Annotated in this window: 16 protein-coding genes; 11 read left to right on the top strand and 5 right to left on the bottom strand. The window is 71.9% G+C overall.

Annotation, left to right across the window (positions count from 1 at the left end):
• Window positions 1-85: 85 nt before the first annotated feature.
• Genes AB0J64_RS14670 through AB0J64_RS14660 form a run of 3 tightly spaced genes read left to right on the top strand, consistent with a single transcriptional unit; the run spans window position 86 to window position 2,279 of the window.
• Entirely contained in the window at window positions 86-433 is a 348-nt protein-coding gene (locus AB0J64_RS14670) for a GntR family transcriptional regulator (protein WP_357599103.1), read from the top strand.
• Complete coding sequence (locus AB0J64_RS14665) at window positions 430-1,395, top strand: hypothetical protein (RefSeq protein ID WP_364026036.1); 966 nt, start codon at window positions 430-432, stop codon at window positions 1,393-1,395. The genes AB0J64_RS14670 and AB0J64_RS14665 overlap by 4 nt, the downstream gene beginning before the upstream one ends.
• Window positions 1,392-2,279, top strand: a complete 888-nt coding sequence (locus tag AB0J64_RS14660; protein ID WP_364026033.1) for a CPBP family intramembrane glutamic endopeptidase — start codon at window positions 1,392-1,394, stop codon at window positions 2,277-2,279. Before AB0J64_RS14665 ends, AB0J64_RS14660 begins: the two co-directional genes overlap by 4 nt.
• Here the strand turns inward: AB0J64_RS14660 and AB0J64_RS14655 are convergent, their stop codons facing one another.
• On the bottom strand, window positions 2,280-3,044 hold the full coding sequence (locus tag AB0J64_RS14655; protein ID WP_364026030.1) for an adenosylcobinamide-GDP ribazoletransferase: 765 nt from the start codon (window positions 3,042-3,044) through the stop codon (window positions 2,280-2,282).
• 33 nt (window positions 3,045-3,077) lie between these two features.
• Between AB0J64_RS14655 and AB0J64_RS14650 the strand changes: the two genes are divergently transcribed.
• The gene (locus tag AB0J64_RS14650) at window positions 3,078-3,878 is read left to right on the top strand and encodes an ATP-binding cassette domain-containing protein (RefSeq protein ID WP_344985407.1); all 801 of its coding nucleotides are present in this window, start codon (window positions 3,078-3,080) and stop codon (window positions 3,876-3,878) included.
• Window positions 3,879-3,884: 6 nt separating this feature from the next.
• Here AB0J64_RS14650 and AB0J64_RS14645 read toward each other — a convergent pair whose 3' ends face one another.
• A complete protein-coding gene (locus AB0J64_RS14645; RefSeq protein WP_364026027.1) occupies window positions 3,885-4,898 on the bottom strand; it encodes a bifunctional adenosylcobinamide kinase/adenosylcobinamide-phosphate guanylyltransferase in 1,014 nt (337 codons plus the stop codon).
• Between the two features lie 38 nt (window positions 4,899-4,936).
• Window positions 4,937-5,641: a hypothetical protein gene (locus AB0J64_RS14640; protein WP_364026024.1), complete on the bottom strand. Its 705-nt coding sequence runs from the start codon at window positions 5,639-5,641 to the stop codon at window positions 4,937-4,939.
• A gap of 81 nt (window positions 5,642-5,722) precedes the next feature.
• Between AB0J64_RS14640 and AB0J64_RS14635 the strand changes: the two genes are divergently transcribed.
• On the top strand, window positions 5,723-5,929 hold the full coding sequence (locus tag AB0J64_RS14635; RefSeq protein ID WP_344985403.1) for a hypothetical protein: 207 nt from the start codon (window positions 5,723-5,725) through the stop codon (window positions 5,927-5,929).
• A 63-nt stretch (window positions 5,930-5,992) separates the two neighbouring features.
• Here the strand turns inward: AB0J64_RS14635 and AB0J64_RS14630 are convergent, their stop codons facing one another.
• The gene (locus AB0J64_RS14630) at window positions 5,993-6,991 is read right to left on the bottom strand and encodes an aldo/keto reductase family protein (RefSeq protein WP_364026021.1); all 999 of its coding nucleotides are present in this window, start codon (window positions 6,989-6,991) and stop codon (window positions 5,993-5,995) included.
• A gap of 57 nt (window positions 6,992-7,048) precedes the next feature.
• On the opposite strand from AB0J64_RS14630, the gene AB0J64_RS14625 reads away from it, so the two are divergent.
• On the top strand, window positions 7,049-8,038 hold the full coding sequence (locus tag AB0J64_RS14625) for an SMI1/KNR4 family protein (RefSeq protein WP_364026018.1): 990 nt from the start codon (window positions 7,049-7,051) through the stop codon (window positions 8,036-8,038).
• 12 nt (window positions 8,039-8,050) lie between these two features.
• On the opposite strand, the gene AB0J64_RS14620 is transcribed toward AB0J64_RS14625, so the two are convergent.
• A complete protein-coding gene (locus AB0J64_RS14620) occupies window positions 8,051-8,635 on the bottom strand; it encodes a DUF3043 domain-containing protein (RefSeq protein ID WP_344987641.1) in 585 nt (194 codons plus the stop codon).
• A gap of 152 nt (window positions 8,636-8,787) precedes the next feature.
• On the opposite strand from AB0J64_RS14620, the gene AB0J64_RS14615 reads away from it, so the two are divergent.
• The 5 genes from AB0J64_RS14615 to AB0J64_RS14595 are packed head-to-tail and all read left to right on the top strand — an operon-like array spanning window position 8,788 to window position 12,754.
• Entirely contained in the window at window positions 8,788-9,600 is an 813-nt protein-coding gene (locus tag AB0J64_RS14615) for a PspA/IM30 family protein (RefSeq protein ID WP_364026015.1), read from the top strand.
• On the top strand, window positions 9,597-9,875 hold the full coding sequence (locus tag AB0J64_RS14610; protein WP_364026013.1) for a hypothetical protein: 279 nt from the start codon (window positions 9,597-9,599) through the stop codon (window positions 9,873-9,875). Before AB0J64_RS14615 ends, AB0J64_RS14610 begins: the two co-directional genes overlap by 4 nt.
• A gap of 5 nt (window positions 9,876-9,880) precedes the next feature.
• A complete protein-coding gene (htpX, locus tag AB0J64_RS14605) occupies window positions 9,881-10,780 on the top strand; it encodes a zinc metalloprotease HtpX (protein WP_364026010.1) in 900 nt (299 codons plus the stop codon).
• A gap of 5 nt (window positions 10,781-10,785) precedes the next feature.
• Complete coding sequence (locus AB0J64_RS14600) at window positions 10,786-11,346, top strand: hypothetical protein (protein WP_364026007.1); 561 nt, start codon at window positions 10,786-10,788, stop codon at window positions 11,344-11,346.
• 37 nt (window positions 11,347-11,383) lie between these two features.
• Entirely contained in the window at window positions 11,384-12,754 is a 1,371-nt protein-coding gene (locus AB0J64_RS14595; RefSeq protein WP_364026004.1) for an alpha/beta fold hydrolase, read from the top strand.
• Window positions 12,755-12,811: the final 57 nt, after the last annotated feature.

The raw sequence follows: 12,811 nt of genomic DNA, 5'->3' as shown, positions 1-12,811 counted from the left end.
TATCCAGGTCTTCTACGTACTCACAAACAGGGGTTCATCCTACCAATAGCGCTTCGTGGTTGATGGTGCTAGTGTCATTAGCACCATGTTGCTGACGCTGGATCTGAACGACGCCCGGCCCCTGCACGAGCAAGTGGCGGGCGCGATCCGCCGCGCCATCGGCGAGGGCTCGTACCGCCCCGGCGACCGCCTGCCCCCGGCCCGCGATCTGGCCCAGGCTCTCGGCATCAACCCCAACACGGTGCTGCGCGCGCTGCGCGACCTGCGGGACGAGGGGCTGCTGGAGTTCAGGCGGGGCCGGGGGGTCAGCGTGGCGGGGCGGGCGGACGGCCGCGCCCTGCTCGCGCAGCGGGCGCGCGAGCTGCTGGAGGAGGCCAGGAAGTACGGCTACGGCCGCGAGGACCTCATCACCATCCTGGAGGAACTGCCATGAATCCCCGAGTCACCGCATTCGCCTGGGGGCTCGCCGTCACCGCCGCGCAGGTCGCGCTGCCGCTGTCGCTGCGGTCCCGGCTGCCCGATCCGCTGGCCACGCACTGGGGTGTGGGCGGCAGGGCCGACCGCTCGATGTCCTTCCCGGCGTACGTCGCGATGGAAGTGCTGTTCTGGGCGGTGCCCTGGCTGGTCGCGCTGGCCGTGTGCGAGCGGGCCAGGACCCGCAGGCTCGGCCGGATGGTGTGGTGGGGGACGCTGTTCGGGCTGGGCGTGCTCGCGCTCGGGATGAACGTCACGACCGTGCTCGCCAACCTCGACGCCCCCGGCTGGGCGGCGGCCAGGCTGCCGGGCGGGCAGGTGGTCATGGTCGTCGCCGCCTTGGTCGTCGCCGCCGGGCTCGCGGGTTACCTGGGCAGGGGTGCGCCGGACGAGCCGGGCCCCGCAGGGCAGCTCCCGCCCCGCCTCCGGCTCAGGGCCGGGCAGCGGACGGTGTGGGTCGGCCACGTCGTCAACCGGTGGATGAACCTGGTCACGCTCGCCGCACTGGCCGCCGCCGGCGTGCTGGGCCTGCTCTGGCTCGCGGGCCCGGTGCCGGGTGTGCCGGCGGCCTCGGCGGTGCCCGGGCTCGTCCTCGTGGCGGCGGTCGGAGCGCTGACCACGTCCCTGTCCGTACAGGTCGGTGACGACCGGGTCGCCGTCCGGTTCGGCCCGCTGGGCTGGCCGGTGTGGACGGTCCCCCTGTCACGGATCCAGTCGGCCTGGTCGGAGACCCTTCACCCGAGCCAGGTCGGAGGTTGGGGCTTCCGTGGTCTGCCCGGTAGCGCCACCATCATGCTGCGCGGCGGCGAATGCCTGGTCGTCGGCTACCGCTCCGGCGGCCGGCTGGCGATCAGCGTCGACGACGCCGAACGCGGCGCATCCCTCATCAACGCCCTCATCGCGGAGCGAGTAGACCGATGAAACGACCTCTCCTCATCTTCATCGTCCTGGCCTTCGGGCTGTCCTGGGCCGTGGCGCTGCCCCTCTGGCTCGGCAGGGGGCTGGCCTCGCCGCAGCTGACCCTGGTGGCCACGATCATGATGTTCACCCCCACGGCAGGCGTGCTCGGCGCGTGGGCGGTCTCCCGAACGCCGTTCCGCGAGTGGGCCAGGCAGACCGGGCTCACCTTCGGGGACCGCAAGAAGCGCACGGCCGTCCTCCTGCTCACCGCCTGGCTCGGGGTGCCGCTGCTGACGTTGCTCGCGATGGGGCTCAGTGCCGCCGTCGGAGCGGTCTCGCTGGACCTCGACCACTTCAGCCTGCTCAGGTCAGCGCTGGGAGCGCGGAGCGCGCAGACGCCCGCCGACCTCGGCACGGTGGCAGTGCTCCAGATCGTGGTCGCGGTGGTCGCCGGGCCCGCGCTGAACGCGATCCCGGCGCTGGGGGAGGAGTGGGGCTGGCGTGGCTGGCTGCTTCCCCGGCTCGTCTCCTCGAACGGCATGTTCGCCGGTCTCGTCTTCACCGGCGCCATCTGGGGTGTCTGGCACGCGCCCCTCACCCTTCTGGGCTACAACTACCCGCGCCTCGGTTCCTGGGCGGCGCTGTTCTTCATCGGCTTCTGCGTGCTGTTCGGGATGGTGATCGGCTGGCTGCGGCTGCGCACGGGCAGCGTATGGCCGTCCGTCGTGGCCCACGGTTCGCTGAACGCGGTGGCCGGGCCCGTCCTGCTGTTCGGCGACGCCGCCGCGCCGCCGAACGAGGTGCTGGTCGGCGTGACCGGACTGGTCGGCTGGGCCTTGCTGGCGCTGGTCGGCGCGGCCCTGCTCCGCTTCTATCCGGTACGCCGGCCGCAACCGGCCGCCTGATCAGCCGGCTGTCGCGCACACCACCAACGCCGTGGCCGCGGCGGTCTCCAGGAGCGCGCCCAGCACGTCACCCGTGATCCCGCCGAGGCGCCGCCGCGCGTGCGCGAGCAGCAGCAGCGCGGCGCCCAGCCCGGCGAGCAGGCCGAGCGGGAGCACGAACCCGCCGTACGCGGCGAAGGCACCCGGCGGCGCGGAGACGGCGACGGTCAACAGGACGGCCGGCAGGGCGGCCAGGGTGACGAGCCAGGCGGCGGGGCGGCGTACGGTGCCTGCGACCATCGCGCCGAGCCCGTCGCTCCGGGCGGCGGGGACGCCCGCCCGGCAGGCCCACGTCAGTGCCAGCCGCCCCGCCACGCAGGCCATCACGAACGCCGCGAAACCGGCCTCGGCCGCCGCGACGACCTGGATGAGCAGCGTCAGCACCAGGGTCATCACGCCGAACGGCCCGATATCCGACTTTTTCATGATGTCGAGCGCCTCGGCGGCGGGCTTGCCGCTGCCCAGGCCGTCCGCCAGGTCGGCGAGCCCGTCCAGGTGCAGCCCCCGGGTCAGCACGGCCAGCAGCCCGACCGCCAGCGCCGCCCCCAGCAGCGGCGGCGGTCCGGGCAGGAGCAGCGGCAGCCCGGCGATCAGGCCGAGGACGAGTCCCACGGCCGGGGCCAGCACCATCGCATGCCCCGCGACCTCCCGATCCACCCGCTGGACCCGTACCGGAAACACGCTCAGCGTGCCGACCGCGAGTCTCAGCCCTTCCCCAAGGCGCATATCGGCCGATCGTAGGCCCACTAGTGTGGCGGGATGCACGTGGTTGAACTCGAAGACGTAGGTGTCCGGGTTGTCGGCAAGTCGCTGCTGGTCGGCGTCGATTGGCAGGTCGACTACGGCGACCACTGGGTGATCCTCGGCCCCAACGGCGCGGGCAAGACGACGCTGCTCTCGCTCGCGGGCGCCGTACGGCATCCCAGCGAGGGCACGGTCAAGGTGCTCGGCCACAAGCTCGGCCGGGTGGACATGCGGGAGCTGCGCCGCCACATCGGCCTGGTCGCGGCCAGCCAGCGGCTGATCGACGAGGAGCTGTTGGAGCAGGAGGGGGCGACAGCGCACACCGTGGTGCTCACCGGGCACACGGGGACGAGCGTTCCGCTCTGGGACAAGTACGGCGACGGCGAGCGGGAGCGGGCCCACCGGCTCCTGGCCGACCTGGGCTGCAAGGACCTGGCGGACCGGCCCTTCCGGGTCTGCTCACAGGGCGAGCGGGCCAGGATCAGGGTGGCCAGGTCGCTCATGGGGGACCCGGCGGTGCTGCTGCTCGACGAGCCGTTCGCGGGGCTCGACCTGCCGTCCAGGGAAGACCTGATCACCGCCGTCGAGGACCTCGCCGCGACCCGGCCCGTTCTCACCACCGTGACGGTCACCCACCACCTGGAGGAGGTGCCCGCGACGACCACGCACGCCATGCTCATGCGCGACGCCAGGGTGTTGGCCGCGGGCCCGGTGGACGACGTGCTCACCCCGGCCAACCTCTCCGACTGCTTCGGCCGCCCCCTGCACGTGGACCGCCTCGACGGCCGCTGGTACGCCAGAGCCGTCCGCCCCTGACCCCCCTCACAGCTCGAGCAGGCGTCCCGCGACCACCAGCGCCACGTACTCCGATTCGGCGGCGAGGCGTTCGTTGAGGCGCCCGAGCGCGTCCCTGAACGCCCGCCCGCTGGCCGTGGCGGGCACCACCCCCATCCCCACCTCGTCGGACACCGCCACGATCCGCACCGGCGCCTGCCGCCACGCCGCCACGAGCGCGTCACAGCGCTCCGCGACCGGAGCGCGATCCCGCTCCCAGGCCTCGTGCTCGTCGAACACCGCCGCCAGCCACGTCCCGAGCCCGTCGATCAGCAGCGGCGTGGACGCGTCCCCGATGGCCGTGGGGAGGTCGGTGGTCTCGACGGTGGCCCAGTGCGCGGGGCGCCGCTCCCGGTGCGCACGCACCCGCGCCGCCCACTCGCCGTCCCCCGCCTCGTCCGGCCCGGTCGCCACATAGGTGACGTACGGCTCCGCCGCCAGCCGCAGCTCCGCCTCGGCCGACTTCCCCGACCGCGACCCGCCCAGCACCAGCGCCCGCCGGGGCGCCTCCCGCCCCGGGAGAGCGGGCGGCGTCCTGCCGGGCCCGGTCTCCAGCTCCGTCCCGTCGGGAACGGCGAGCGCGCCCCACAGCCGCAGCCGCCTGGCCAGCTCCTCCTCCGAGCGGACGCGATGATCCAGCCCTACGGCGACCACCAGCGTCCTGTCGTCCGCCAGCCCCGCCCGCCTCAGCTCCCCGAGCCGTTCCGGCCGGTCGAGCAGGTCGATCAGCACCACGTCGTACCGGGCGGATCCGTCCGCGGGCACCGTCGGGCCCGCCGGGAGGCAGAGCAGCCGGGAGCCGTCCGGGCAGATCAGGCCCAGCCCGCCGGCGCAGGCCCGGTACCCGGCCGGCAGGTTCGCGAAAGGGAACCGGACCACGCCGTCGACGACGATCTCGAAGGGGCGGCGGTGGGCGGACGGGAGACCGGCGCACGAGGCGCACCGGCACCCGGGCTCCGGCCACCCTGTCGCGGCCGCCGTACCGGAGAGGAGCAGCTTCACCGCGCCGAGCGTACAAACTCCGGCACGTACCGCCCGCGTCAGGGGTGAGGGAACGTTCCAGGTCGGCGGCCGGCGGCGGCTCTGGAACGGCGGCGGACCGTCACCACGGCGCCGGCGGTCAGCAGGGCGACCGCGCCCGCCCCGCCCGCGATCAGCGTGGCCGGCAGGCCGGACCCGGCAGCAGGGGCGGCGGCGGCCGTCAGCTCGGTGCCGCCCTCCTCCCTGGACGGGTAGCCGGAGACCGCCACCACGGCTCCCCGGGCGTTCACGTGGACCTTGGCGGCGGAGGCGAGGAGCTGGGCGGTGGTGGCGTCCTCGGCGCCCGTGACGCACGTCAGCATCCCTTGGCCGGGAGGCCGCTCGCCGGGATACGCGTCGGCGTCGCCGTCGCCGAAGTCCACCGCCACCACCACGCGCTTGTGCCCGGACGCGGCCGTGTCCTTGCCGCACACCGCCGGGAACGACGGCAGCTCCCCGCCGGGCGACTCGCCCACCGCCCCGTCCGGAGCCCCGTCCTGAGCCACGGCCGGAGCCCCGTCCGGAGCCACGGAGAAGCGCCATCCGATGACGGAGCCGTCCGGTGGGGAGTATGCGGCCGTCGCGGCCAGCCAGGCCGTGCCGTCGCTCTGCCACACGCCCCATGCCCGCGCGGCCCCTGGATCGGCGAGCGCGGAGCAGGGGAAGGAGAACAACGCGGCCGCTCCGATTGCGGCTCCGGCCGCAACACGATACGCGCGCAGCATCGATTGACCTCCAAGCTCGGGAGTAAGGTTCCAGTGCCTGCGGAGGGTGCACAGGCGAACCGCGGAAAAGGAGCGTATGGCATGACATGGCGGTGGCGTTATGAAAATGCAAATGGTGGTGAGGTGACGGATCGCCCTTTGCCGCGAGAAGTTTTCCCGAGCCAGGCGGACGCGGAGTCCTGGCTTGGCGAGAACTGGCGTGACCTGCTCGAATCGGGAGTCGAGCAGGTGGCTTTGCTCGATGAGGACCGCGTGGAGTACACGGGATTGTCATTGCGGTCCGAGTGATTTCCGGTAATGGAAAAACCCCTTGAGCGCCATTGTGGCTCAAGGGGTTTTGTCTGGGACGCGTTACGGGCGGGTGCGCGGGCTCTGCGTCTTGGACGGGTCGCGCTCCACGACCGAACCGAGCACGTCGTCGATCCGCTTCAGCACGTCGGCGTCCAGCTTGACGCCCGAGGCCTTGACGTTGTCGCGCACCTGCTCGGGGCGGCTGGCGCCGACGATGGCGCTGGAGACGTTCGGGTTCTGCAGCACCCAGGCGACGGCCAGCTGCGCCATGCTCAGCCCGAGGTCGGCGGCGATCGGCTTGAGCTCCTGGACGCGGGTCAGCACGTCGTCGTTCATGAAGCGGGCGATCATGGCGCTGCCGCTGTCGTCGGTCGCCCGCGAGCCCTCCGGCGGCTGCTGCCCGGGCAGGTACTTGCCCGTCAGGACGCCCTGGGCGATCGGCGACCAGACGATCTGGCCCACGCCCTCCTTCTCGCTCAGCGGCACGATCTCGCCCTCGATGATCCGCCACAGCATCGAGTACTGGGGCTGGTTCGAGACGATCCGGTCGAAGCCCATCTCGTCGGCGATCTTCAGGGCCTGGGCGATCTGGTCGGCGTTCCACTCGCTGACGCCGACGTAGAGGACCTTGCCCTGGCGCACGAGGTCGTCGAACGTCTTGAGCGTCTCCTCGAGCGGCGTCTCGTAGTCGAAACGGTGCGCCTGGTACAGGTCGACGTAGTCGGTCTGGAGGCGGCGCAGCGAGCCGTTGATGGACTCGGTGATGTGCTTGCGTGACAGGCCGCGGTCGTTCTGGCCCGGGCCGGTCGGCCAGTAGACCTTGGTGAAGATCTCCAGCGACTCCCTGCGCACGCCCTTCAGCGCGCGGCCGAGCACCTCCTCGGCTTTCGTCGCCGCGTAGACGTCCGCGGTGTCGAACGTGGTGATGCCCTCGTCGAGCGCCGCCTGCACGCACTGCTTGGCGGCGTCCTCCTCGACCTGGGAGCCGTGGGTCAGCCAGTTTCCGTAACTGATCTCGCTTACTTTGAGACCGCTGCGACCGAGGTGTCGGAATTCCATGACTCCGACCTTAATGCCGGCCCATGTGGTGATCGGTTTCGGGATAGGGTGCGCGACGTGCTGAAGCTCGTACGGCTGGCGCTGACGGCGGTCATCCTGACCGCGATAGCGGTACGGCTGCGCCGCCGCGCCCAGATGCCCGACAGGCAGCCCCCACCACCCCCGCCGAAGCCGGTGAGGGGCACGCGGATGGGCCTGGCGTGGGCCGCCATCGCGGGGATCGTGGCGCTGACGCTGGGGGCCGCCCTGATCCCCACGGAGGCGCAGGAGGCGGCCGCGTCGGAGTGGCGCGCGTACCAGGCCGAGCAGGCGGCCATGACGGCCGAACTGGAACGCTTGCCCACTCCCACCGCCAGACCGTCCGCCATGGGCACTCCATCGCCGATCCCCACCGGGCCTCCGGTCGAGATCCCCGACCCCAACTGCTCGCCCGCCCCGCGCCCGGTCACCGTGCGGCCGATCGACCCGGAGATCAGGCGGGCCGTGAACCGGCAGTGGCGGCGGATCGAGCGGTGGCTGAGGGCGAACGCGCCCCGGACCTACCGGACGCTCGCCGGACCCGGCAGGGCGCGCACGATCGCGATCGCCGAGTCGCAGATGGGCGTGGACTTCCCCGACGACCTGAGGGCCTCGCTCCTGCGCCACAACGGCTCGCGCGGACGGTCGGTCTTCGGCTTCTGGTTCCACGGCGCGGACACCCTCGGCGTCCGCGAGATCAGGGACACCTGGCGCCGGCTCTGCTCATGGGAGCGCACCGACCTCGGGGACGATCCGGCCACCGAATACTGGAACGGCCGGATGATCCCGTTCCTCTATTTCGCCGAGCGCGACTCGGAGGACATGGCGTACGCCGTGGTCGACTCCGCCGGGGGCGCCGTCGGATGGGACGACACGATCTCCGGCATGGCGCCTCGCCTGCCGTCCACGTACGCGCTGCTGCGGGCCGTCGCCGACGCCCTGGAGCACGGCAGGGCGGTCGACGGCTGGCGGCCCGCCGTCCAGCGCGGGGTGCTGCGCTGGGACGACGCCGGGCAGGTCAGCCCGTGAAAGCCGGTGCGGCTATTTCTTGGGCGGCACGGGCTTGCCGCCCGGCAGCACCGTGGGCGGCGGGAAGCGGAGCTTGCGGATCTGCAGGGCCCGCATCGCCGCGTAGAAGCCCACGCCTCTGACGCTCTCGTCGGGCAGCTTGGCCGCCACCTCCTTCTTCACCTTCCAGGCCACATAGACCGAGGTGAACAGGACGCCGATCATCATGATCGGCCAGCCGATGGTGACCACGTAGCCCAGCACCTGGGCGCGGACCGCCATGGGCCACGGAACCCAGGTCGCCAGCAGGATCAGTAGCGAGAAAGGCAGGAAATACTGGCTCGGCAGCCGCCGCGAGTCGACCCATTCGCGCGCGAACTTGCGCGCAGGGCCCTTGTCACGAGCGGGAAAATACCTCTCGTCACCTGCGAGCATGCCCTTTCGGGCTCTGTCGCGCTCGGCGGCCTGCTTGGTCCGCATCTGGCGATAAGCCTCTTTGCGGTCTTTGGGCGCGTGGACCGGCTGGCGCCGCCGGCTCTCCTGATCACGGCGCTTGGGTGTGGGCCGACCTTTACCCTGGGGCTTAGGATCGTCATCGGGGACGGGGGTGTCGTCCACGGAGGTTTGGGAACGGCGTCGCAACACGACGTCAACCCTACCTGGACTGCAACTTAGTGACGCCCTCGTGCGTTATGCGTAGGGTAATCCCAAGGCGGCTGCGCTGCATTGGGTGAACACCAGCACGACCTAGAAGGGGACGGCCGACGCGCATGAGCGTGATGAAGAGACTTTCGATGATCTTCAAGTCCAAGGCCAACAAGGCCTTGGACAAGATGGAGGATCCGCGCGAGACCCTTGACTACTCCTATCAGCGGCAGCTCGAGCTGCTGCAGAAGGTGCGCCGGGGTGTGGCCGACGTCGCCACGTCGCGTAAGCGGGTCGAGCTCCAGATAACCGGCCTCGAGAAGCAGGCCCAGCGCTATGAGGAGCAGGGCCGCAAGGCGCTGTCCGTCGGGCGCGAGGACCTCGCCCGCGAGGCGCTGCAGCGTCGCTCCAATCTGCAGACGCAGATGGCCGACCTGAAGCTGCAGCACGACAACCTGCAGGCCGAGGAGGAGAAGCTCACCACGGCTTCCCAGCGGCTGCAGGCCAAGGTCGACGCCTTCCGTACGAAGAAGGAGACGATCAAGGCCACCTACACCGCCGCCGAGGCGCAGACCCGCATCAACGAGGCCTTCTCCGGCATCTCCGAGGAGATGGGCGACGTCGGCCTGGCGATCCAGCGCGCCGAGGACAAGACGGCGCAGATGCAGGCCCGCGCCGGCGCGATCGACGAGCTGCTGGCCAGTGGCGCGCTCGACGACTACACCGGCGCCCGCGGCGACGACATCCAGGCCGAGCTCGACCGCATGGGCGGCGGCATGGACGTCGAGCTGGAGCTGGCCAGGATGAAGGCCGAGCTGGGCCAGGGCCCCGCGCCGCGCTCCGCCATCGAGCAGGGTCAGCAGCAGGCCCAGCCCCAGCCGCAGCAGCACGGCCAGAGCAACACCCAGCAGCTTCGCCAGCCTGGGGAGGGCGCATGATTGTCAGGATCATGGGCGAGGGCCAGGTGCAGATCTCCGCTGAGGACATCGCGGTGCTCAACGAGCTCGACACCGAGCTCGAGGCGGCCATCGAGGTCGGCGACGAGCCGGTCTTCCGCACGAAGCTGCACGCCCTGCTCGACAAGGTGCGCCAGGTCGGCAAGGCGCTTCCCGACGACAGCCTTGAGCCGTCAGAGCTGATCCTTCCCCCCGCGGACGCCTCGATCGAGGAGGTCCGGGAGATGCTGGGCGACCAGGGCCTCATTCCGGGCTGATCGCCGTGGGCACGCGGTACGCGTCCGACCGCGGGCTGACCGCCCGCATGGCCGTGACGATGTTCCTGCTCGGGTTGCTCTATGTCGTTTTCGTCGGCGTCCTGATCGCCCTCGGCGTGCGGGCGCTGACCGTGCTGGTGATAGCCGGGGGTCTGCTGTTCGTGCAGTACTTCCTGTCTGATCGCATCGCGCTGTTCGCGATGCACGGGCGGGAGGTCTCGCCGCAGGAGGCTCCCGAGCTGCACGGCCTGATCGACCGGCTGTGCGCGCTCGCCGACATGCCCAAGCCGCGGGTGGCGATCGCGGATTCCGACGTCCCCAACGCGTTCGCCACCGGCCGCAACCAGAAGAGAGCCGTCGTCTGCGTGACGACCGGCATCCTGCGCCGCCTCGAGCCTCAGGAGCTCGAAGGCGTGCTCGCCCACGAACTGTCACACGTCGCCCACCGCGACGTCGCCGTCATGACGATCGCCTCGTTCCTGGGCATCGTGGCGGGGCTCATGACCAGGTTCGCCCTCTACACGGGGCTCGGCGGGCGCCGCAACGACAACCAGGGCGGCGTGCCCGTCGGCCTGATCATCCTGATCGTCTCCGTCGTCGTGTACGCCATCAGCTTCCTGCTCACCCGAGCCCTGTCGCGCTACCGCGAGCTGTCGGCCGACCGCGCGGGCGCACTGCTCACCCAGCGTCCGTCCGCCCTGGCCAGCGCGCTGGTGCGGATCAGCGGCGACATGGCCAGGATCCCGACGCAGGACCTGCGCGAGGCGGCGCCGTTCAACGCCTTCTACTTCGCCCCGGCGGCCCGCCCGGGTGAGTCGCTGGCGAACCTGTTCTCCACCCACCCGTCGCTCGAACGGCGGCTGGAGCAGCTGACGAACATCTCCAAACAGCTCGGAAGGGGCTGACCGGCATGGGCTGGCTCGACGCGCTGCTCGGCCGCTCAAAACCGGTCAAACCCAACCTCGACGCGCTGTTCGCCCTGCCGTCCGCCGCCGTGACGCTGCAGGCCGCGACCGGCCTCGTGCCCACCGGCCTCGGCTCGGTGGCCTTCAGGGCCGCGGAGGGCGGAGCGTTCGCCACACTCGAACGCGACGTCAAGGCGCTGCTCGGCGAGCGCGTCGAGGAGTCGCACGACTCGTACGGCTACACCTGGCTCCTGGTGCGCCGCTCGCCCGACCAGCTCGGTGACCTGGTCACCGAGCTGCACGCGGTCAACTCGTCGCTGGAGTCGGCCGGGTTCGGCCCCTCCTTGCTCTGCTCGCTGGTCTCCTTCGCCGGTCAGGACGGCGGGGGTCGCCTGTCGATCGTGTACCTGTACAAGCGCGGGACCTTCTACCCGTTCGCCCCGCTTCCCGGGCAGCGGCGGGACAACGCGCTCGAACTTCAGGTGCGAGGCGTCCTGGAGGGCGAGCTGCCGCTGGAGAAAGACCTCAGCCGCTGGTTCCCGGTCTGGGGCGCGCCCGGCCTCTGACAGCACGTAATGTCACTTAAGGTGATCTAATGCTCACGTGGAGCGAAGGTTGTACGTGCTCGCGGCCTGCGCGCTCATCGTGGCGGCGGTGCTGGGCAGCGCGTGGATCACCGGCCAGTTCACCACGCCGGAGGTCGACAGGACCGACGGGTACGTCAGCGAGCTGGCCGCCCGCGACCAGCCGTGGACGCGGCTGTTCCGGGTCAGCGACGTGCTGTCGGGGCTGGCGTGCGCGTTCGGGGTGGCGATGGTGCCGAGGTCGGCGCGCGAGGGTCGGGGCTGGCTGGCGCTGGCCGCCTTCGGGCTGCTCAACCTCGCGACGGGGCTGTTCCCGCTGGACTGCGCCGAGCTGAGCGACCCGTCCTGCGGGCGGCGGACGCTGTCGTCCGCGCACTACGCGCACCTGCTGGCGGGGGTGCTGGCCACGGCCGCCGCGCTGGTCGCGATGGCGCTGCTCAGCTCGCGGTGGCGCTCGTGGGTGTCGTGGCTGTTCACCTGGCTGGGGCTGGCGGCCACGCTGCTCGTGATGGCCGCGCACGCCGACGGGCACGGCGTGGGGATCGCGCACCGGGCGCAGCTGGCCGCGTTCGCGATCTGGCTGGTGTACGCGGCGCTCCACCTGCTCGTCTCGGACGACGTGACCGCCCGCGTGTCGGCGCCGCCGGAGGAGCCCCGGCCGCACGTGGTCGAGCAGGGCGCCGGTCCCGCCGTGATCGTCGCCGCCGGGCTCGGGGGCGCCTGGTACCACTGGGACGCGGTGGCCGCGCGGCTGGCCGCGACCCATCGCGTCATCCGCTTCGACCGCCCGGGTCTCGGCCTCAGCCCGTGCTCGCCCGACCCGCCCACCCTGTACGGCGAGGCCGCCCGCCTGGCCGCGCTGGCCCCCACGCACCCGGAACGGGTGACCGTCGTGGCCCAGGGCGTGGGCTGCTGGCACGCGGAGGCGTTCGCCAGGCTGCACCCGCTCCGCGTGGCCGGGCTCGTCCTGGTCGACCCGGCGGGAGCCCGGGAGCGCTCGCCGTTCGCGCCGGCCGCGGGCGCCGGCCGGTGGCTGCCCGCGCTGGGTGACACGTGGGGCGCGACGGCCCTGGCCCGCCTCGCGGGGCCTCCGGCGCACCGGCTGCTCACCGGCATGCGCGACCCGTACGGCGTCTACCGCGTGGGCAAGGTGTCCGCCGCGGTGGTGGGGGAGTGGCTGGCCCGCCGCGACATGGTCGCCGACCTGCACCGGATGAGGGTGGACCGGCCACTGCCCGACGTGCCGGTCACGGTGATCAGCACCGGCGCGCGCGACGCGGTCCGGCTGGCGGGCCTGCTGTCCGCCCGGCTCGTACGCCTGCCGCAGTGTGGCCGCCGGATCCTGCTCGAGAACCCTCAGGCGATCGCCGACGCCGTCTCGGACGGCTGACGCATCCTGGGTCACACGACCCGGGCGTCCTAGGATCGATGCGGGACCCGTATCCGA

The organism is Nonomuraea sp. NPDC049695 (assembly GCF_040674955.1).
GTDB classification, from domain to species: domain Bacteria; phylum Actinomycetota; class Actinomycetes; order Streptosporangiales; family Streptosporangiaceae; genus Nonomuraea; species Nonomuraea helvata.
This window is presented reverse-complemented; position numbering and strand designations above follow the sequence as displayed.

Coding starts and splice junctions, on each gene's coding strand:
- AB0J64_RS14670 (WP_357599103.1), top strand. CDS start 86: ATGTTGCTGACGCTGGATCTGAACGACGCCCGGCCCCTGCACGAGCAA.
- AB0J64_RS14665 (WP_364026036.1), top strand. CDS start 430: ATGAATCCCCGAGTCACCGCATTCGCCTGGGGGCTCGCCGTCACCGCC.
- AB0J64_RS14660 (WP_364026033.1), top strand. CDS start 1,392: ATGAAACGACCTCTCCTCATCTTCATCGTCCTGGCCTTCGGGCTGTCC.
- AB0J64_RS14655 (WP_364026030.1), bottom strand. CDS start 3,044: ATGCGCCTTGGGGAAGGGCTGAGACTCGCGGTCGGCACGCTGAGCGTG.
- AB0J64_RS14650 (WP_344985407.1), top strand. CDS start 3,078: ATGCACGTGGTTGAACTCGAAGACGTAGGTGTCCGGGTTGTCGGCAAG.
- AB0J64_RS14640 (WP_364026024.1), bottom strand. CDS start 5,641: ATGCTGCGCGCGTATCGTGTTGCGGCCGGAGCCGCAATCGGAGCGGCC.
- AB0J64_RS14635 (WP_344985403.1), top strand. CDS start 5,723: ATGACATGGCGGTGGCGTTATGAAAATGCAAATGGTGGTGAGGTGACG.
- AB0J64_RS14630 (WP_364026021.1), bottom strand. CDS start 6,991: ATGGAATTCCGACACCTCGGTCGCAGCGGTCTCAAAGTAAGCGAGATC.
- AB0J64_RS14615 (WP_364026015.1), top strand. CDS start 8,788: ATGAGCGTGATGAAGAGACTTTCGATGATCTTCAAGTCCAAGGCCAAC.
- AB0J64_RS14610 (WP_364026013.1), top strand. CDS start 9,597: ATGATTGTCAGGATCATGGGCGAGGGCCAGGTGCAGATCTCCGCTGAG.
- AB0J64_RS14600 (WP_364026007.1), top strand. CDS start 10,786: ATGGGCTGGCTCGACGCGCTGCTCGGCCGCTCAAAACCGGTCAAACCC.